The organism is Cupriavidus pauculus, assembly GCF_008693385.1.
Taxonomy (GTDB): Bacteria; Pseudomonadota; Gammaproteobacteria; order Burkholderiales; family Burkholderiaceae; genus Cupriavidus; species Cupriavidus pauculus_D.
Genome location: NZ_CP044065.1, coordinates 1,689,892 through 1,707,577 on the forward strand (window position 1 = coordinate 1,689,892; position 17,686 = coordinate 1,707,577).

Below are 17,686 nucleotides of genomic sequence, written 5' to 3' on the forward strand. Positions count from 1 at the left end.
ATCCAAGACTTGCGCGCCATGCTTGAACCAGTCTCTAGAACGCCTAATACCGACATCCAATTGTCACATGGGCAAATCGGAGGGAAACTCGCCAGGGTTACACCCCAGACAACATGGAGAAGCCACATGACGTGGTCGGTCGATGAAATCGATTACGACGCCATAGACGTTTCACGCGTGCGCCCGAACCGCACGTTGTTCTACCTGCTGACCTCCGCGTCCTATATGGAGAGCGGCTCCGATACCTACGCCGGCAACCTCGCGCGCCACTATGCGGAGACGCCGGAAGCCGCGGGCTGGCTCAAGCAGCACTGGGAGCGCGAGGAACTCCAGCACGGCCTCGCGCTGCGCCGCTATGTGGAGCACGTCTGGCCGGACTTCGACTGGGAGGCCGGCTACGAACGGTTCTTCGGCGAATACCGCCTGACCTGCAACGACGACAACCTCGAAACCTCGCGCGCGCTGGAGATGGCGGCGCGCTGCGTGGTCGAGACGGGCACCGCCTCCTACTATCGCGCGCTCGCTTCGGCCAGCGACGAACCCGTGCTGCGGGACCTCGCGCGCCGCATCTCCAGCGACGAGGTGGGCCACTACAAGCACTTCTTCCGCTACTTCAACGACCTGAACGGCCGCGAGCGCCATGGCCGCCTGAAGGTGCTCGGCGTGATCGCGCGCCGGCTGCTGGAGATCAAGAACGACGACGCCGAGATCTCGCTGCGCAATATCCTGCGCGTGGAGCGCGGGCAGGACGAGATTCCGGCCGCCGACGTGGCCGCGCTGAATTCCCGGTGCAGCGACGTGGTGCGGCATAACCTGCCCATCGAGATGACGATCAAGATGCTGTTGCGGCCGCTGCACCTGCATGCCCGCATCGAGCGTCTCGTGCATCGTCCGCTGGTCGCGATGGTGTCCCTGACCATCCTGCGCTAGCGCCGGGCGCGGGCGGGTCTGGCGCGGTAGGATCGGGGGCGGCATTCCTCTATAATGCTGCGTTTCCACCGCATGCAAAGCCAAGCCACTGTGAACCCGCGCCTCGACCTGCTCCAGACCTATCCTTTCGAGAAACTGCGCGCGCTGGTGGCCGACGTGAAACCCGCCGACATCCCGGCGATCAGCTTCGGCATCGGCGAGCCCAAGCACCCGACGCCGCAGTTCATCAAGGACGCGATGATCGAGTCGCTCGGCGGCCTCGCGGTCTACCCGAGCACCATCGGCTCCGACGCGCTGCGCCAGACCGTCGCGCGCTGGCTCGAGCGCCGGTACCGCCTGCCGGAGGTCGATGCCCTGACGCAGGTGCTGCCCGTGGCCGGCTCGCGCGAGGCGCTGTTCGCGTTCGCGCAGACCGTGATCGATGCCTCCCGGCCGAATCCGCTGGTGGTGTGCCCGAACCCGTTCTACCAGATCTACGAAGGCGCGGCCCTGCTGGCCGGCGCGCGGCCGATCTTCGCGAACAGCGATCCCGCGCGCAACTTCGCGCCCGCGTTCGAACAGATTCCCGACGTGGCCTGGGCCGACGTGCAACTGCTCTACGTCTGCTCGCCGGGCAATCCGACGGGCGCCGTGATGTCCCTCGAGGACTGGAAACAACTGTTCGCGCTGTCGGACCGCCACGGTTTCGTGATCGCGTCCGACGAGTGCTATTCCGAAATCTACTTCGACGAAGCCAACCCGCCGCTGGGCGCGCTGGAAGCCGCGCACAAGCTGGGCCGCGGCTTCGAGCGCCTGGTCATGTTCTCGAGCCTTTCCAAGCGCTCGAACGTGCCGGGCCTGCGCTCGGGTTTCGTCGCCGGCGATCCGGCGCTGCTCAAGAAATTCCTGCTGTACCGCACGTACCACGGCACCGCGATGAGCGCTTCCGTGCAGGCCGCCAGCGTGGCCGCGTGGAACGACGAAGTGCACGTCCGCGACAATCGCGCGGCCTACGTGGAGAAATTCCGCGAGGTCACGCCGATGCTGTCGGAAGTGCTCGACGTCGCGCTGCCCGATGCCGCGTTCTACCTGTGGGCCGACGTGTCGCGCACGGGCCTGTCGGACACCGAGTTCGCGCGTCGCCTGCTGGCCTCGCAGAACCTCACGGTGCTGCCCGGCAGCTTCCTCGCGCGCGACGCGCACGGCGTGAATCCCGGCGTCAACCGCGTGCGCATGGCGCTGGTCGCCACGCCCGAGGAATGCCGCGCGGGCGCGCGCCGCATCGTCGAGTTCTGCAAGTCGCTGGGCTGACCCCAACAAACCATCTACGACATTTCGATTTTTCGACTGAGAAAACCATCATGACGCAAGCCCTGCAAGCCCTGATCGATCAAGCCTGGGAAGACCGCGCAAGCCTGTCGCCGAAGTCGGCGCCCGCCGATATCCGCGAGGCCGTGGCCAACGTGATCTCGCAACTGGACTCGGGCGCCCTGCGCGTGGCCGAGAAGCAAGGCAAGGACTGGATCGTCAACCAGTGGATCAAGAAGGCCGTGCTGCTGTCGTTCCGTCTGGAAGACAACGCGCCGATGAGCGCCGGCGGCTTTGCCCAGTTCTACGACAAGGTGCCGACGAAGTTCGCCAACTGGTCGGGCGACGACTTCGCCAAGGCCGGCTTCCGCGTGGTGCCGCCCGCCGTGGCGCGCCGCGGTTCGTTTATCGCGAAGAACGCCGTGCTGATGCCGTCGTACGTGAACATCGGCGCCTATGTCGATGAAGGCACGATGGTCGATACGTGGGCCACGGTCGGTTCGTGCGCGCAGATCGGCAAGAACGTCCACCTGTCGGGCGGCGTGGGCATCGGCGGCGTGCTGGAGCCGCTGCAGGCCAACCCCGTCATCATCGAGGACAACTGCTTTATCGGCGCGCGTTCGGAAGTCGTGGAAGGCGTGATCGTCGAAGAAAACTCGGTGATCTCGATGGGCGTGTACCTCGGCCAATCGACCAAGATCTACGATCGCGAAACGGGCGAGATCCACTACGGCCGCGTGCCGGCGGGCTCGGTCGTCGTGGCCGGCAACCTGCCCTCGAAGGACGGTTCGTACAGCCTGTACTGCGCCGTGATCGTGAAGAAGGTCGACGCGCAGACGCGCGCCAAGACCAGCCTGAACGACCTGCTGCGCGGCGACTGATCGCATTGCCCCGCATGGCTCTGGACCCCGCGACCGTCGGCACCGTCCTGTCGCTGCTGCCCACCATTCTCGAGCAGGCCAACAAGACCATCGAGAAGATCAAGAAGGGGCGGCGCAAGGACGGTTCGCCCGATAACGCCGACGCGCCCGGCGGCCGCGCGCTCGGCGATGCCGATTCCCAGGCGCGCATTGCCGAGCTCGAGGCGGCCGCGGTCCAGCAGGCGGAGGCCGTCAAGCTGCTGGCCGAGCAGCACGCGATCACGATCGAGGCGCTGCGCAAGGAAGCGGCCCGCCTCGACCGCCGCCTGCGCCTGATGACGGCGGTGGCGATGGGTGGCGTGGCGCTCGGCATCGGCGCGCTCGTGATCGCCCTCAATCTCCTGCTCCGAACATCATGACCGTCCTGCTCTACGGCATTCCCAACTGCGACACCGTCAAGAAGGCGCGCACCTGGCTCGCCGACAACGGCGTCGACTACACGTTCCACGACTTCAAGAAGCAAGGCGTCAGCGAAACGATGCTGCGCGGCTGGCTGAAGCACGTGCCGCTGACCACGCTGCTCAACAAGAAGGGCACCACGTACCGCGCGCTATCGGATGCCGACAAGGCCCGCGCGGAAAGCGAAGCGGGTGCGATCGCGCTGATGCAGCAGAGCCCGTCGCTGATCAAGCGGCCCGTGCTCGAGTCCGCGGGCAAGGTCGAAGTCGGGTTCAAGCCCGAACAGTATTCCGGTATTTTCTAAGCGATCTTTGTTCATGAATCCCACGCTCGCCCTCACCGAAGACCTGATGCGCCGCCGCTCGGTCACGCCCGCCGACGAAGGCTGCCAGGCCGTGCTCGAGTCGCGCCTCAAGGCGCTCGGCTTCACCTGCGAGGCCATCGTCAGCGGCCCCGACGACTTCCGCGTGACCAACCTCTGGGCGGTCAAACGCGGTACGCAGGGCAAGGACGGCAAGCTGCTCGCGTTCGCGGGCCATACCGACGTCGTGCCGACGGGCCCGCTCGACCAGTGGTCGTCGGACCCGTTCCTGCCGACGCACCGCGACGGCAAGCTCTACGGCCGCGGCGCCGCGGACATGAAGACGTCGATCGCGGGCTTCGTGGTCGCCGTCGAGGAATTCGTGCAGGCGCATCCGGCCCACGCGGGCTCGATCGCGTTCCTGATCACCAGCGACGAGGAAGGTCCCGCCCACGACGGCACCGTCAAGGTCGTGGAAGCGCTGCGCGCGCGCGGCGAGCGCCTGGACTACTGCGTGGTCGGCGAGCCGACCTCGGTCGATACGCTCGGCGACATGGTCAAGAACGGCCGCCGCGGTTCGCTGTCGGGCAAGCTCACCGTGAAGGGTGTGCAGGGCCATATCGCCTACCCGCACCTCGCGCGCAATCCGATCCATCTGGCCGCGCCCGCGCTGACCGCGCTCGTCGGCGAGACGTGGGACGAAGGCAACGAATACTTCCCGCCGACCACGTGGCAGATGTCGAATATCCACGCGGGCACGGGCGCGACCAACGTGATTCCGGGTCACGTGACCATCGACTTCAACTTCCGTTTTTCCACGGCAAGCACGCCGGACGGCCTCAAGGCGCGCGTGCATGCGATTCTCGACGCGCACCAGCTCGACTACACGCTCGACTGGACGCTCGGCGGCGAGCCGTTCCTGACGCCGCGCGGCGACCTGTCGGAAGCGTTGACGGCGGCGATCGCCGCGGAGACGGGCGTCAAGACCGAGCTCTCGACGACCGGCGGCACGTCGGATGGCCGTTTTATCGCAAAGATCTGTCCGCAGGTGATCGAATTCGGTCCGCCGAACGCGAGCATCCACAAGATCGACGAGCACGTCGAAGTGCGCTTTATCGAGCCGCTCAAGAACGTCTATCGCGGCGTGCTCGAACGCCTCATCGCCTAATCATTTCCGCATCATGGCCCCTACTGCTTCAAACTCCCCGCTGCGCACCGTGCGCGATCTGCTGCGCTACGCGGTGTCGCGCTTCCATGGGGCCAAGCTCTCGTTCGGCCACGGCAGCGCCAACGCGTACGACGAGGCCGCCTACCTCGTGCTCCACACGCTGACGCTGCCGCTCGACACGCTCGACCCGTTCCTCGACGCGCGCCTGCTGCCCGAGGAAATCGACGCGGTGCTGGCCGTGATCGAGCGCCGCGTCACCGAGCGCGTGCCGGCCGCGTACATCACGCACGAAGCCTTCATGCACGGCCTGCGCTTCTACGTGGACTCGCGCGTGATCGTGCCGCGCAGCTTCGTGGGCGAACTGCTGCAGGAAGGCCTCGAGCCGTGGGTCGGCGACGTGTCGCAGATCGGCCCCGTGCTGGAACTCTGCACGGGCTCTGGCTGCCTGCCGATCATCGCGGCACATGTCTGGCCCGAGGCGCGCATCGACGCGGTGGACCTCTCGCCCGACGCGCTCGCCGTTGCGCGCCGCAATGTCGCCGACTACCGCATGGAGGATCGCATCTCGCTGTACGAGGGCGACCTCTACGATCCGCTGCCCGCGGGTGCCACGTACGACGTGATCCTGACCAACCCGCCCTACGTCAACGAAGCGTCGATGCGCGACCTGCCGCCGGAATACCTGGCGGAGCCGCGCATGGCGCTGGCGGGCGGCGACGATGGGATGGACATCGTGCGCCGGATCGTCGCGGGCGCGAAGAAGCGCCTCAATCCGGGTGGCGTGCTCGTGGTCGAGATCGGCAACGAGCATGCGAATGTCGAGGCCGCGTTCCCCGATCTCGAGATCGTCTGGCTGCCGGTCAGCGCGGGCGAGGAACAGGTGTTCCTCGTCACCTACGAAGCCCTTCCTGGCTAATTCCCACTTGTTGCAATAGTGGCATGCGTGCCACGGTTCTTTGTTGCAATCCGCGGCCTGCTTGACGGCTTGCCGCGGCGATAGGATCATTCGGGCCTTTACGAATCGTAATGCGACTGGTTCGCATTACGATTATCAGACTCGTTTCCATCCTTTCGATCCGTCATGACCTTTTGCCGCACCCCTCGCGTTCGTCCTATTGCCGCTCTCGCCCGCACGGTGGTGCTGGCCGGTTTCCCGCTCTGCGGTGCCGCGCTCGCCCAGACCGCCACGCCCGCGCCCGAAGCCGCGCTGCCGACCGTGACCGTGCAGGCGCGGCAGGACATCGACGTGGGCCCGCAGCTCGAGAAGAAGGCATCGGGCGGCGCACTCGGCAACCGCACGCAGCTGGAGACGCCGTTCTCGACGACCGTCGTCAGCGGTGACGACATTGCCGATCGCGGCGTGACCAAGATCGGCGACGTGTTCTTCAACGACGCGTCGGTGACGGACAACAGCAATCCGGGCAATGCGTGGGCGTCGTACACGACGGTGCGCGGCCTGCAGCTCGACTGGCGCAACGCGTACAAGATCAACGGCATGCCGTTTATCGCGTACGGCATCACCATGCCCTACGAACAGCTCGAGCAAGTGGAACTGCTCAAGGGCGCATCGGGCTTCATGTACGGCTTCGGCAATCCGGGCGGCACGGTCAACTACGTGACCAAGAAGCCGACCGACCAATTCACGGCCAGCGTCGACCTCGGCTACCGCTCGTCGCACGTCTGGACCGAGCACGTCGACGTCGGCGGCCGCGCGGGCCCCGACAACATGTTCGGCTACCGCCTGAACCTCACGCACGAGGAAGGCAAGCCCAGCAACGCCGTCGGCCTGAACCGCAATACCGTCTCGCTGGGCCTCGACGCGCGCATCACGCGGGACCTGACCTGGACGTTCGACGGCATCTACCAGGACCGCAACACCTGGGGCGGTACGCCGTCCTTCTATGTGGGCGGCATTCCGGCCGGGGGCCAGCTGCCGAGCGTGATCAGCGGCCGTGGCGGCCTGTACGCGGGCCCGGACACGCACTTCTACTCGAACCTGCAGGTCTACCAGACGGGCCTGCGCTATCGCCTCAACGACGACTGGACCGTCAGCACCACGTACAGCTTCAGCAAGCAGTCGCGCACGCGTAACGAGTCGACGTTCTTCCTCTCGAACGCGGCCGGCGATTACACGGACCTTCGCTACGACGGCTCCGAGAGCCAGCAGTTCACCAACTGGACGACGATGGTCGAGGGCAAGTTCCGCACGGGCTTCCTGCGCCATGAACTGGTGGCGGGCCTGAGCTGGCAGGAACAGATCGACCGTTACAGCAGCAACTACGTCAACACTCCGCTGCCCGGCGGCAACCTGTTCGCCCCGTACGTGGGCCAGTACTACAGCCAGTGGGGCATGAACAAGTACCGCGCCGGCGATACCACGCAGAAGGCCGCGTTCGTCAGCGATACCGTCCACATCACCGACAAGTGGTCGGTGCTCGGCGGCCTGCGCGTGACGAATTACGAGCAGAACGGCTACGGCACGCCGGGTTCGGTCGGTGGCGACTCGAACTACAACAAGCATGGCCTGCTGACGCCGACCGCGGCGATCATGTTCAAGCCGATGCCGAGCACGATGCTGTACGCGAGCTACGTCGAGTCGTTCGACGGCGGCGGTATCGTATCGTCGTTCTATTCGAACGCCGGCCAGGCGCTGACGCCCGCGAAGAGCCGCCAGTACGAAGTGGGCGCAAAGACCGAACAGGGCATCTGGAACGGCACCGCCGCGCTGTTCCGCATCGAGCAGCGCACCGAGTACGGCCGCAACGCGGGCACGGGCACGCTGCCCGTGTTCGTGCAGGACGGCAAGTCGATCTATCAGGGCGTGGAACTCGCGGCGGGCGCGCGCATCGGTTCGCAGTGGGAAGTCGGCGGCAGCGCGATGTACCTCGACAGCTACTACGACCAGGGCCAGGCCAATATCGGCAACCGCGTGGCGGGCGCGCCGAACTTCATGCTGACGGGTCGCCTGGCCTATCGCGTACCTGTCGTGCCGGGCCTGAAGGTCGGCATCGACGGCAAGTACACGAGCACGGTCAAGGCGCGCCCGGAAGGCGACCTGACGCTCGGCGGCTATACGATCTTCAACCTCGGCGCGACGTACAACACGCGCATCGCGGGCAAGGAAGTCACGCTGCGCGCCGCGCTGAGCAACCTGACCAACAAGCGCTACTGGGGCTTCCAGTACGCGAGCTATATCCAGCCCGCGGATCCGCGGGCGGTCAGCATCAGCGCGAAGATCGCGTACTGAGTTCCGGCTTCGTTTCTGCCTCGCAAAGCAAAGGGCACACCGCGGTGTGCCCTTTTTTCATCGATGCTCCGCCTACCGCTTATTGCGGACCCACCGAGAAGATCGTGCCGTTCGACGAGACCTGATAGTAGTCGGCCCCGACGCCGACCCAGTGATGGCCCTTTCTCGGGGCCGGCAGGTCGTATTGCTTGTAGTTGTCGATCACGTACTGGCGATCGCGGAACTCCGTCGGGAGCTTGTCACCCTTGCTCCATTTCTGCGGCGCGTACGGCGACTGCGCGCCCATCGGTGGGGCTGGCGGCCGGCCGCCGCTCATGGCGGGCGGCGGGCCCGGCGGGCGTTGCTGCGACATACCGGGATCGCCCTGCATGCCAGGGCCACCGGGACCGCCAGGTCGCATGGGACGGCCATAACCGCCACCGCCCGTGGCAGGTGGCATCGGCGTGGCCGTCGAGGGCGAGCCGCCCGCCTGGCCCGGTGCGGGCATCGGGCGCGGACCCATCGGCGCGGTCTGGCCCGGCACGTCGCCCGGCATCTGGTTGGTGGGCTGCGCATGGAGCCACGGCGTGGCCAGCAGACCCGTGGCGACGAGGATGGATGGTATTAACGACTTCGTTTTCATCGTGATCTCCTCACTGATGGAACGTAGGCCGCCCGGCCGGGCAACCTGAACTTAGGTTAGTAGCAATTGCGGGGCCTGCCCCCGCCGAGCCCCGAATTGTCGTGCGCCGGCGGCCAACTTGCCGCTTTCCGCCGCGTGTTCGCGCGGGCCGGGCTTGTAGTTTTGGCATGCGCTTGTCAGATTGACTTGCTGCACCGCGCCACAAGTCGTCCTTGCGCATCGTGTCAACGTCTCCTAAAAATTGGTCTGACCGCCTGACCCTTTGACCCGTCCTGTCGAGGTGACATGCCCATCCAGCAGATCGAGCCGCGACGTCTCTATCGCCAGATCGCCGACCAGTTGCGCCGGCTGATCGAAGGCGGCGAGTTTCCGGCCGGCAGGCGTCTGCCGGCGGAGCGCGACCTCGCCGTGCAACTGGGCGTGTCGCGACCCTCGGTGCGCGAGGCGCTGATCGCGCTCGAGGTCGAGGGGTTCGTCGAGGTGCGCATGGGTTCGGGCATCTACGTGTGCGACGTCCATGCTCCGGAACGCGCGCGCACGGACAGCGTCGTTGCCGAGTCTCCGCTCGACGTCATTCGCGCGCGCCAGACCATCGAAGGCGAAATGGCCGCGACCGCCGCGCGGCGCTGCACGCCCGCGCTGCTGCAGGGCCTCGATGCGGCAATCGAGATGATGGTCGAGGAAGCCGGCAGCGGACAGATTCCGGTGCGGGGCGACCGGCTGTTTCACCTGCGCATCAGCGAAACCGCGGAGAACGCAGTGCTCGTGCGGCTGGTGGCCGAACTGTTCGACGAACGGCAGAACCCGCTGTGGGCGCAGTTCGGCAATCATTTCGAGAACGCACAAAGCTGGCATGCCGCGATTGCCGAGCACCGCGCGGTGGTCGATGCCATCGCCTCGGGCTCGACCGATGCCGCGCGCGCGGCCATGTGCGACCACCTCGAACTGTCGCACCAGCGTTTCTATGCAGCCTGGCCCGGCGCGTCCGACGCCAGCCGTGCCGCCGTGGCTTCGCTCAAGGAGACCTCGTGATGTCGCTGACTACCCCGTCGCTGACTACGCCGTCGTTGACCATGCCGTCGTTGACTATGCATATCCACGGGAGCGAGGATCTTCGCTACACCGAGACCGAGGCCCCCTCTCCCGGCCCGCACGACGTTCGCGTGCGCCTCGGCGCGGCCGGCATCTGCGGTTCGGACCTCCATTACTTCTTCCACGGCAAGGTCGGCGCGTTCGTGATCCGCGAACCGCTGACGCCGGGTCACGAAGCGGCGGGCATCGTCGACGCCGTGGGCAGCGCCGTCACGCGGCTCGCGCCCGGCATGAAGGTCGCGATCAATCCCTCGCATGCGTGCGGCCAGTGCGACTACTGCCGCGAGGGCCGCGACAACCTCTGCCGCAATATGCGGTTTCTGGGCAGCGCGAGCGTGTATCCGCACGTGCAGGGCATGTTCCGGCAACACTTCCTCATGCATGAGCGCCAGCTCACGCCCGTCGATACCGATCTCTCGCTTGGCGAGCTCGCGTTCGCGGAACCGCTGTCGGTGGCGCTGCACGGCGTCAACCGCGCGGGCCCGCTGCTCGGCAAGACGGTACTGGTGACGGGCGGCGGCACCATCGGCAGCCTGACCGTGATGGCCGCGCGCCTTGCCGGCGCGGCGCGCATCGTCGTCTGCGATATTGCCGACCGCCCGCTCGAGGTCGCGCGCACGGTGGGCGCCGACGAGACGATTCGCAGCGATCAGGCCACACCGGCCGAATTGCAGGACATCGCCGATATCAGCCTCGAAGCGGCGGGCAGCCCCGGCGCGCTGGCCACCTGCCTCGCGGCGACGCGCCGCGGCGGACGCATCGTGCAGATCGGCACGCTGCCCGCGGAGGGCCTCCACTTTCCCGCCAACAGCGTGATGGCGCGCGAACTCGACTACGTCGGCGCATTCCGCTTTGGCCGCGAATTCGACTGGGCGGTGCAGACCCTGGCGCGCCGCCGCCTGGACGTGCGCCCGCTGCTGTCCGCGCAATTGCCGCTGGCACGGGCGATCGAAGCGTTTCACCTCGCGGCCGACAAGGGCCGCAGTACGAAGGTGCAGTTGACCGGTTAGCCCCCGCGCGACGGCTCGCAGAGGCCGCGCGTCCATAACGGAAATCAGGAGACATCCATGTTGCGCAATCATCGGTTCGCGTCATTCGGTCGGTTCTCGTCGTACGTCCTCGGTGCCGCGCTGCTGATGGCCGGCATTGCCATGCCCGCCGCGGCGCAGGCCCCCGCCCCCACCAAGCTCAAGTGGGCCCACGTCTACGAGACCTCGGAGCCGTTCCACAAGTGGTCCGTGTGGGCCGCCGAAGAAATCAAGAAGCGCAGCAACGGCAAGTACCAGATCGACGTGTTCCCGGCCTCGCAGCTCGGCAAGGAGAACGATATCAACCAGGGCCTCGTACTGGGCACGGTGGACATCATCATCTCGGGGTCGAGCTTCGCCGCGAAGTCGTTCCCGCGCATCGGCGTGACGTACTACCCGTACACGTTCCGCGATCCCGCTCACCTCGTGGCCTACACCAAGAGCGATATCTACAAGGAGCTCACGCGCGGCTACGAGGAGAAGACCGGCAACCATATCGTCTCCACCACGTACTACGGCACGCGCCAGTCCACGTCGAACAAGCCGTTCGCGCACTGCGCGGAGATGAAGGGCCTGAAGATGCGGGTGCCGGACGTGCCCGCCTACCTCGCCATGCCGCGCGCGTGCGGCGTCAACACGTCGCCGATCGCGTTCGCCGAGGTCTACCTCGCGCTGCAGAACGGCACCGTGGAGGCGCAGGAGAACCCGCTCGGCACCATCGAGGCGAAGAAGTTCTACGAGGTGCAGAAGTACATCGTGCTCACGGGCCATATCGTCGATCACCTGAACACCATCGTCGCGGGCGGGCTGTGGAAGAAGCTCCCCGATGCCGACAAGCAGATGTTCACGGAGGTGATGCAGCAGGCCGCCGTCAAGGCGACCGAGGACGTGGCCGCGCGCGAGAAGGAGCTTGTCGATGTGTTCACGAAGAAGGGCATTACCGTGACGCAGATCAGCGTGCCCGAGTACCGCGATGCCGTGCTCAAGAACGTGAGCTTCGAATCGCAGGGGTACCGCAAGGCCGATTGGGAAAAGATCCAGGCGGTGAAGTGACATGGCCACGCACGCATCCAACGCGGTACGCAAGCCACCCGACGAGGCGTCGGCCCCCTCCCCCCATATGTCCTCGGTGGAGGACATCGTCCAGAGCTTCGAGGAAGCCGACGCGCAGCCGGTCGATATCTCGGGGCACGGGGTCGAGGATTGGTTCACCGTCGGGCTGTTCTGGATCATGACGGTGCTCGTGTTCCTGCAGTTCTTCACGCGCTACGTGATGAACGACTCGCTGTCCTGGACCGAGGAACTGGCGACGTACTGCCTGATCGGCGTGGTCTTCATCGGTTCATCGATGTGCATGCACCGCTGCCGGCATATCCAGGTGGACCTGCTCTACCGCTACCTGCCGCACGGCGCGGCGCGCGTGCTGTCCACGCTCGTCGATATCGTGCGCAGCGCGTTCTTCGCGTACGCGGCCTGGCTGGTCTGGCGCTATATCGGCATCGTGGGCGAGGAGCCGATGACGACGATCGAATGGAACAAGAGCCATGTGTACTGGTTCGCGCTCGCCGGTTTCATCCTGATGTTCGCGCGGTCCTGCCAGGTCAGCTGGGAGAACTGGCGCCGCGGCTACTCGATCCTCGAGCGGCCGCAGGCCTTCGAAGCCATCGACGACTGACCGCGGAGCGCACACCATGTGGACCCTGATCCTGTCCTTCCTCGCCCTGATGCTGGTCGGCATGCCCGTCGCCGTGGCGATGGCCCTTGCGTCGCTGCTCTATATCTGGACCAGCGGCACCGTGCCCGACGTCATCCTTGCGCAACGGATGATCGCGGGCGTGGAAAGCTTTCCGCTGCTCGCGGTGCCGTTCTTCATCCTTGCCGGCAACCTGATGAACGTGGCCGGCATCACGGGCCGCATCTACAACTTCGCGGTGGCGCTCGTGGGCTGGATGCGCGGCGGCCTCGGGCACGTGAACATCATCGGCTCCGTGATCTTCTCGGGCATGTCGGGCACGGCCATCGCCGACGCGGCCGGCCTCGGCACCATCGAGATCAAGGCCATGAGGGACCATGGTTACGAGACGGAGTTCGCGGTCGGCGTGACTGCCGCGTCGGCCACGCTCGGACCCATCATCCCGCCGTCGCTGCCGTTCGTGATCTACGGCATGATGGCCAACGTGTCCATCGGCTCGCTGTTCCTCGCCGGCATCGTCCCGGGCCTCGTCCTCACGCTGTTCATGATGGCCACGGTCGCGTGGATCGCGCGCCGGCGCGGCTGGGGCGGCGACACGGCGTTCTCGTGGAAGCTGCTGGGTTCGGCCAGCATCGAGATCGTCGTCGTGCTCGCGTTTCCGCTCGCCATCTGGCTGATGACGCAGGCCGGTGTCTCGACGAACATGGCCGCGCTGTCGGCGCTCGTCATCCTCCTCGCGCTCGACTGGTACTTCGACTTCTCGGCCGTGATGGCGCTGATGGCGCCCGTGATCCTGATCGGCGGCATGACGCTCGGCTGGTTCACGCCGACCGAGGCCGCCGTGGCCGCGGTCATCTGGGCCCTGTTCCTCGGCCTCGTGCGTTACCGCTCGATGAGCCTGCGCGCGCTGACCAAGGCCACGCTCGACACGATCGAGACCACGGCATCGGTGCTGTTCATCGTCACCGCGGCATCGATCTTCGCGTGGCTGCTGACCACGAGCCAGGCCGCGCAGATGCTGACCGACGCGATTCTCGGCTTCACGCAAAACAAGTGGGTGTTCCTGCTGCTGGCCAACCTGCTGATTCTGCTCGTGGGCTGCTTTATCGACACGACGGCCGCCATCACGATCCTCGTGCCGATTCTGCTGCCGATCGTGCTCAAGCTCGGCATCGATCCGATCCACTTTGGACTCGTGATGACGCTGAACCTGATGATCGGCCTGCTCCACCCGCCGCTCGGCATGGTGCTGTTCGTGCTCGCGCGCGTGGCGAAGCTGTCGGTGGAGCGCACGACGATGGCGATCCTGCCGTGGCTCGTGCCGCTGTTCCTCACGCTGATCGCCATCACCTACGTGCCGCAGATCACGCTGTGGCTGCCACAGATGGTGGGCACCAAATAACCGGTGGGCAGCCAATAACCGTTCCATTCCTTCCGGGAGTTCGCATGTCACAGAGACTGGCAGGGAAGCTCGCGCTCGTCACGGCCGCGGGCCAGGGCATCGGCCGCGCCACCGTGGAAGCCTTCCTGCGCGAAGGCGCGCGCGTCATTGCGGCCGATATCAACCCGGAAGCGCTGGCCGAACTCGCCCGCCTGCCGCAATGCACCGCGCGCCGGCTCGACGTGACGGACGCCGCCGCGGTCGATGCGGCCGCCGCGGAGATCGGCGCGATCGATATTCTCTTCAACGGCGCGGGCTACGTACACCACGGCAACATCCTCGACTGCGATGCCGACGCCTTCGATTTCTCGATGACGCTCAACGTCACCGCGATGTACCGCATGATGCGCGCGTTCCTGCCCGCGATGGTGGAACGCCGGCGCGGGTCGATCATCAACATGTCGTCGGTGGCCGGCAGCATCAAGGGCGCTCCGAACCGCTTCGTCTACGGCGCCAGCAAGGCCGCCGTGATCGGCATGACCAAGTCGGTCGCGGCCGATTTCATCGCGCACGGCATCCGCTGCAACGCGATCTGCCCGGGCACGGTGGAGTCGCCCTCGCTGCGGCAGCGTATCGACGACCAGTCGCGGCGCAGCGGTCGGTCCCTCGCACAGGTGGAAGCGGACTTCGTCGCGCGCCAGCCGATGGGCCGCATCGGCACCGCGGCCGAGATTGCCGCGCTGGCGGTCTACCTCGCCGCCGACGAATCGGCATTCACGACCGGTACCGCGCAGATCATCGACGGCGGATGGTCCAACTGACGCCATGACCGCCCCCACCGCTCCGAACTCCGTCCGCATGCACGCGAACGACGATATCGTCATCGCGTGCCGCCAGTTGATCGCCGGTACCGTGCTCGCCGAAGACGGCGTGACGGTGCAGGGACTGATTCCCGCCGGCCACAAGGTGGCCGTGCGCGCGATTGCGGCCGGCGCGCCCGTGCGCCGCTACAACCAGGTCATCGGCTTTGCGCGGCAGGATATCGCGCCGGGCCAGCACGTGCATACGCACAACCTTGCGATGGGAACCTTCGCGCGCGATCATGCGGCCGGCGCGGACGTGCACGCCACCGACTACGCCACGGACAAGGCGACGTTCGAGGGCATCGTGCGCGCGGATGGCCGCGTGGCCACGCGCAACTACATCGGCATACTGACCTCGGTCAACTGCTCGGCCACGGTCGCGCGCGCCATTGCCGACCACTTTCGCCGCGATATCCATCCGGAGGCGCTCGCGCGGTATCCCAATATCGATGGCGTGGTCGCGCTCACGCACGGCGCGGGCTGCGCGACCGACAGCGATGGCGAGAACCTGCGCGTGCTGCGGCGCACGCTGGCCGGCTATGCGCGGCATCCGAACTTCGCCGCCGTGCTCGTGGTCGGCCTGGGCTGCGAGACCAACCAGATCGACGCGCTGCTCGCGGAACCGGGGCTCGGCGATCTGGCGGCGGGGCCGCGCTTCCACAGCTTCAATATCCAGGACACCGGCGGCACGACAAAGACCGTGGCGCGTGGTGTGGGCGTGGTGCAGGCGCTGCTCGACGATGCCAATCGCGTCACGCGCCAGCGCGTGCCCGCGCGCCATCTGATCGTGGGCCTGCAATGCGGAGGGTCCGACGGATATTCGGGCATTACCGCCAATCCCGCGCTCGGCGCGGCCGTCGATCTGCTCGTCCGCCATGGAGGCACCGCGGTCCTGTCCGAGACACCCGAGATCTACGGGGCCGAGCATCTGCTCACGCGCCGCGCGGTATCGCCGGCCGTTGCCGAACGCCTGCTCGCGCGCATCCGCTGGTGGGAGGACTACTGCGCGCGCAACGCGGGCAATCTCGACAACAATCCGTCGGCCGGCAACAAGGCCGGCGGCCTGACCACGATCCTCGAGAAATCGCTCGGCGCGGTGGCCAAGAGCGGCACGACCAACCTCGTCGAGGTGTACGAGTTCGCGCAGCCCGTGCAAGCGCAGGGGCTCGTGTTCATGGACACGCCCGGCTACGACCCCGTTTCCGCCACGGGACAGGTGGCCGGCGGCGCCAACCTGATCTGCTTCACCACGGGCCGGGGCTCGGCCTATGGGTGCGCGCCCTCGCCTTCGCTCAAGCTGTCCACGAACAATGCGCTGTTCGCGCGGCAGGCCGAGGACATCGACATCAACTGCGGCGACATCCTCGATGGCGCGAGCACGGTCGCGCAGAAAGGCGAGGCGATCTTCCGGCTGATGCTCGAGACCGCGTCCGGCCACAAGACGCGCAGCGAGCTGCATGGCTACGGGCAGAACGAGTTCGTGCCGTGGGCGCTCGGCGCCGTGATGTAAACCACAAGGTCAAGACAGGAGACAGGGATGAAGATCACCGGCGCGCGCGTCATCGTCTGCAGTCCGGGGCGCAACTTCGTGACGCTCAAGATCGAGACCGACGAGGGCGTCGATGGCATCGGCGATGCCACGCTCAATGGTCGCGAGCTCGCGGTCGTGGCCTACCTCGAGGAGCATGTGATTCCGTGCCTGATCGGCCGCGACGCGCATCAGATCGAGGACATCTGGCAATACCTGTACCGCGGCGCGTACTGGCGGCGCGGACCGGTGACGATGACCGCGATCGCGGCCGTGGACACCGCGCTGTGGGATATCAAGGCCAAGGCCGCGGGCCTGCCGCTGTATCAGTTGCTCGGCGGCAAGAGCCGGACCGGCGTGATGGTGTATGGCCATGCCAACGGCAGCGATATCGCCTCCACCGTCGACGAGGTGCTGCGCTACAAGGAGATGGGCTACCGCGCGATTCGCGCGCAGTCTGGCGTGCCCGGGCTCAACAAGGTGTACGGCGTGTCGCGCGACCGCATGTTCTACGAACCTGCCGATGCCAATCTGCCGTCGGAGCACGACTGGAGCACCGAGCGTTACCTCGACCATACGCCGAAGCTGTTCGAGGCCGTGCGCGAGGCCGCGGGCTGGGATACGCATCTGCTGCACGACGTGCATCATCGGCTCACGCCCATCGAGGCGGGCCGGCTCGGCAAGTCGCTGGAGCCGTACCGCCTGTTCTGGATCGAGGATGCGACACCGGCCGAGGATCAGGAAGCGTTCCGGCTGATTCGCCAGCATACGGTCACGCCGCTGGCCGTGGGCGAGGTGTTCAGCAGCATCTGGGACTGCAAGGCGCTGATCGAATCGCAACTGATCGACTATATCCGAGCGACGGTCGTGCATGCGGGCGGCATCACGCATCTGCGGCGCATCGCCGACCTGGCCGCGCTGTACCAGGTGCGCACAGGCTGCCATGGCGCGACCGACCTGTCACCGGTCTGCATGGGCGCGGCGCTGCACTTCGATCTGTGGGTACCGAACTTCGGCGTGCAGGAGTACATGCGGCATAGCGAGGAGACCGATGCGGTGTTCCCGCATGCGTATACGTTCGAGAACGGCATGATGTATCCCGGCGATGTGCCGGGCCACGGCGTGACCATCGACGAGGCGCTGGCCGCGAAGTATCCGTACCAGCGGGCGTATCTGCCGGTGAACCGGCTGGCGCACGACGGCACGCTGTGGCACTGGTGAGCGCGC

At 66.5% G+C, this 17,686-nt stretch carries 17 protein-coding genes; 16 read left to right on the forward strand and 1 reads right to left on the reverse strand.

Translation table 11 applies throughout. The features are described from left to right. Positions 1-126 precede the first annotated feature (126 nt). From FOB72_RS07690 to FOB72_RS07725, 8 genes are all read left to right on the forward strand, one after another. Positions 127-930 carry a ferritin-like domain-containing protein gene (locus FOB72_RS07690; protein ID WP_150371984.1) on the forward strand — a complete coding sequence of 268 codons (804 nt, stop codon included), beginning with the start codon at positions 127-129 and terminating at the stop codon, positions 928-930. A gap of 90 nt (positions 931-1,020) precedes the next feature. Beyond that, positions 1,021-2,220 (forward strand): succinyldiaminopimelate transaminase, encoded by a 1,200-nt coding sequence (gene dapC / locus FOB72_RS07695; protein WP_150373793.1) that lies wholly within the window; start codon positions 1,021-1,023, stop codon positions 2,218-2,220. Between the two features lie 50 nt (positions 2,221-2,270). Further along, positions 2,271-3,098, forward strand: a complete 828-nt coding sequence (dapD, locus tag FOB72_RS07700) for a 2,3,4,5-tetrahydropyridine-2,6-dicarboxylate N-succinyltransferase (protein ID WP_150371985.1) — start codon at positions 2,271-2,273, stop codon at positions 3,096-3,098. 14 nt (positions 3,099-3,112) lie between these two features. Beyond that, positions 3,113-3,496 (forward strand): hypothetical protein, encoded by a 384-nt coding sequence (locus FOB72_RS07705; RefSeq protein ID WP_150371986.1) that lies wholly within the window; start codon positions 3,113-3,115, stop codon positions 3,494-3,496. After that, positions 3,493-3,840, forward strand: a complete 348-nt coding sequence (locus FOB72_RS07710) for an arsenate reductase (RefSeq protein WP_150371987.1) — start codon at positions 3,493-3,495, stop codon at positions 3,838-3,840. Before FOB72_RS07705 ends, FOB72_RS07710 begins: the two co-directional genes overlap by 4 nt. A 13-nt stretch (positions 3,841-3,853) precedes the next feature. After that, positions 3,854-5,005, forward strand: coding sequence for a succinyl-diaminopimelate desuccinylase (gene dapE / locus FOB72_RS07715; protein WP_150371988.1), 1,152 nt, complete (start codon positions 3,854-3,856; stop codon positions 5,003-5,005). Positions 5,006-5,018: 13 nt separating this feature from the next. Further along, positions 5,019-5,921: a 50S ribosomal protein L3 N(5)-glutamine methyltransferase gene (gene prmB, locus FOB72_RS07720; protein WP_150371989.1), complete on the forward strand. Its 903-nt coding sequence runs from the start codon at positions 5,019-5,021 to the stop codon at positions 5,919-5,921. Between the two features lie 165 nt (positions 5,922-6,086). Continuing rightward, on the forward strand, positions 6,087-8,252 hold the full coding sequence (locus tag FOB72_RS07725) for a TonB-dependent siderophore receptor (protein WP_150371990.1): 2,166 nt from the start codon (positions 6,087-6,089) through the stop codon (positions 8,250-8,252). 79 nt (positions 8,253-8,331) lie between these two features. Here FOB72_RS07725 and FOB72_RS32445 read toward each other — a convergent pair whose 3' ends face one another. Next, the gene (locus tag FOB72_RS32445; RefSeq protein WP_223851459.1) at positions 8,332-8,874 is read right to left on the reverse strand and encodes an RcnB family protein; all 543 of its coding nucleotides are present in this window, start codon (positions 8,872-8,874) and stop codon (positions 8,332-8,334) included. Between the two features lie 285 nt (positions 8,875-9,159). Here FOB72_RS32445 and FOB72_RS07735 point away from each other — a divergent pair, with 285 nt between their 5' ends. The 8 genes from FOB72_RS07735 to manD all read left to right on the forward strand — a co-directional run bounded on the left by FOB72_RS07735 (position 9,160) and on the right by manD (position 17,680). Next, on the forward strand, positions 9,160-9,906 hold the full coding sequence (locus FOB72_RS07735) for a FadR/GntR family transcriptional regulator (RefSeq protein WP_150371991.1): 747 nt from the start codon (positions 9,160-9,162) through the stop codon (positions 9,904-9,906). Further along, on the forward strand, positions 9,906-10,976 hold the full coding sequence (locus FOB72_RS07740) for an L-idonate 5-dehydrogenase (protein ID WP_411859815.1): 1,071 nt from the start codon (positions 9,906-9,908) through the stop codon (positions 10,974-10,976). Before FOB72_RS07735 ends, FOB72_RS07740 begins: the two co-directional genes overlap by 1 nt. Before the next feature lie 126 nt (positions 10,977-11,102). Continuing rightward, a complete protein-coding gene (locus FOB72_RS07745; protein WP_150373796.1) occupies positions 11,103-12,047 on the forward strand; it encodes a sialic acid TRAP transporter substrate-binding protein SiaP in 945 nt (314 codons plus the stop codon). Between the two features lies 1 nt (position 12,048). Beyond that, a complete protein-coding gene (locus tag FOB72_RS07750; RefSeq protein WP_150371992.1) occupies positions 12,049-12,669 on the forward strand; it encodes a TRAP transporter small permease in 621 nt (206 codons plus the stop codon). A gap of 16 nt (positions 12,670-12,685) precedes the next feature. Next, the gene (locus tag FOB72_RS07755; RefSeq protein ID WP_150371993.1) at positions 12,686-14,089 is read left to right on the forward strand and encodes a TRAP transporter large permease; all 1,404 of its coding nucleotides are present in this window, start codon (positions 12,686-12,688) and stop codon (positions 14,087-14,089) included. 44 nt (positions 14,090-14,133) lie between these two features. Next, complete coding sequence (locus tag FOB72_RS07760) at positions 14,134-14,889, forward strand: SDR family oxidoreductase (RefSeq protein ID WP_150371994.1); 756 nt, start codon at positions 14,134-14,136, stop codon at positions 14,887-14,889. Positions 14,890-14,893: 4 nt separating this feature from the next. Further along, positions 14,894-16,441: a UxaA family hydrolase gene (locus FOB72_RS07765; protein ID WP_150371995.1), complete on the forward strand. Its 1,548-nt coding sequence runs from the start codon at positions 14,894-14,896 to the stop codon at positions 16,439-16,441. 27 nt (positions 16,442-16,468) lie between these two features. Then, positions 16,469-17,680, forward strand: coding sequence for a D-mannonate dehydratase ManD (gene manD / locus FOB72_RS07770; RefSeq protein ID WP_150371996.1), 1,212 nt, complete (start codon positions 16,469-16,471; stop codon positions 17,678-17,680). Positions 17,681-17,686: the final 6 nt, after the last annotated feature.

Excerpts from the sequence above, each read along its gene's own strand:
- dapD (WP_150371985.1), top strand. The coding sequence starts at position 2,271 with ATGACGCAAGCCCTGCAAGCCCTGATCGATCAAGCCTGGGAAGACCGC.
- FOB72_RS07765 (WP_150371995.1), top strand. The coding sequence starts at position 14,894 with ATGACCGCCCCCACCGCTCCGAACTCCGTCCGCATGCACGCGAACGAC.
- FOB72_RS07710 (WP_150371987.1), top strand. The coding sequence starts at position 3,493 with ATGACCGTCCTGCTCTACGGCATTCCCAACTGCGACACCGTCAAGAAG.
- FOB72_RS07725 (WP_150371990.1), top strand. The coding sequence starts at position 6,087 with ATGACCTTTTGCCGCACCCCTCGCGTTCGTCCTATTGCCGCTCTCGCC.
- FOB72_RS07760 (WP_150371994.1), top strand. The coding sequence starts at position 14,134 with ATGTCACAGAGACTGGCAGGGAAGCTCGCGCTCGTCACGGCCGCGGGC.
- FOB72_RS07750 (WP_150371992.1), top strand. The coding sequence starts at position 12,049 with ATGGCCACGCACGCATCCAACGCGGTACGCAAGCCACCCGACGAGGCG.
- FOB72_RS07705 (WP_150371986.1), top strand. The coding sequence starts at position 3,113 with ATGGCTCTGGACCCCGCGACCGTCGGCACCGTCCTGTCGCTGCTGCCC.
- FOB72_RS07755 (WP_150371993.1), top strand. The coding sequence starts at position 12,686 with ATGTGGACCCTGATCCTGTCCTTCCTCGCCCTGATGCTGGTCGGCATG.
- FOB72_RS32445 (WP_223851459.1), bottom strand. The coding sequence starts at position 8,874 with ATGAAAACGAAGTCGTTAATACCATCCATCCTCGTCGCCACGGGTCTG.
- dapE (WP_150371988.1), top strand. The coding sequence starts at position 3,854 with ATGAATCCCACGCTCGCCCTCACCGAAGACCTGATGCGCCGCCGCTCG.
- FOB72_RS07690 (WP_150371984.1), top strand. The coding sequence starts at position 127 with ATGACGTGGTCGGTCGATGAAATCGATTACGACGCCATAGACGTTTCA.
- prmB (WP_150371989.1), top strand. The coding sequence starts at position 5,019 with ATGGCCCCTACTGCTTCAAACTCCCCGCTGCGCACCGTGCGCGATCTG.
- FOB72_RS07735 (WP_150371991.1), top strand. The coding sequence starts at position 9,160 with ATGCCCATCCAGCAGATCGAGCCGCGACGTCTCTATCGCCAGATCGCC.
- FOB72_RS07740 (WP_411859815.1), top strand. The coding sequence starts at position 9,906 with ATGTCGCTGACTACCCCGTCGCTGACTACGCCGTCGTTGACCATGCCG.
- FOB72_RS07745 (WP_150373796.1), top strand. The coding sequence starts at position 11,103 with ATGGCCGGCATTGCCATGCCCGCCGCGGCGCAGGCCCCCGCCCCCACC.
- manD (WP_150371996.1), top strand. The coding sequence starts at position 16,469 with ATGAAGATCACCGGCGCGCGCGTCATCGTCTGCAGTCCGGGGCGCAAC.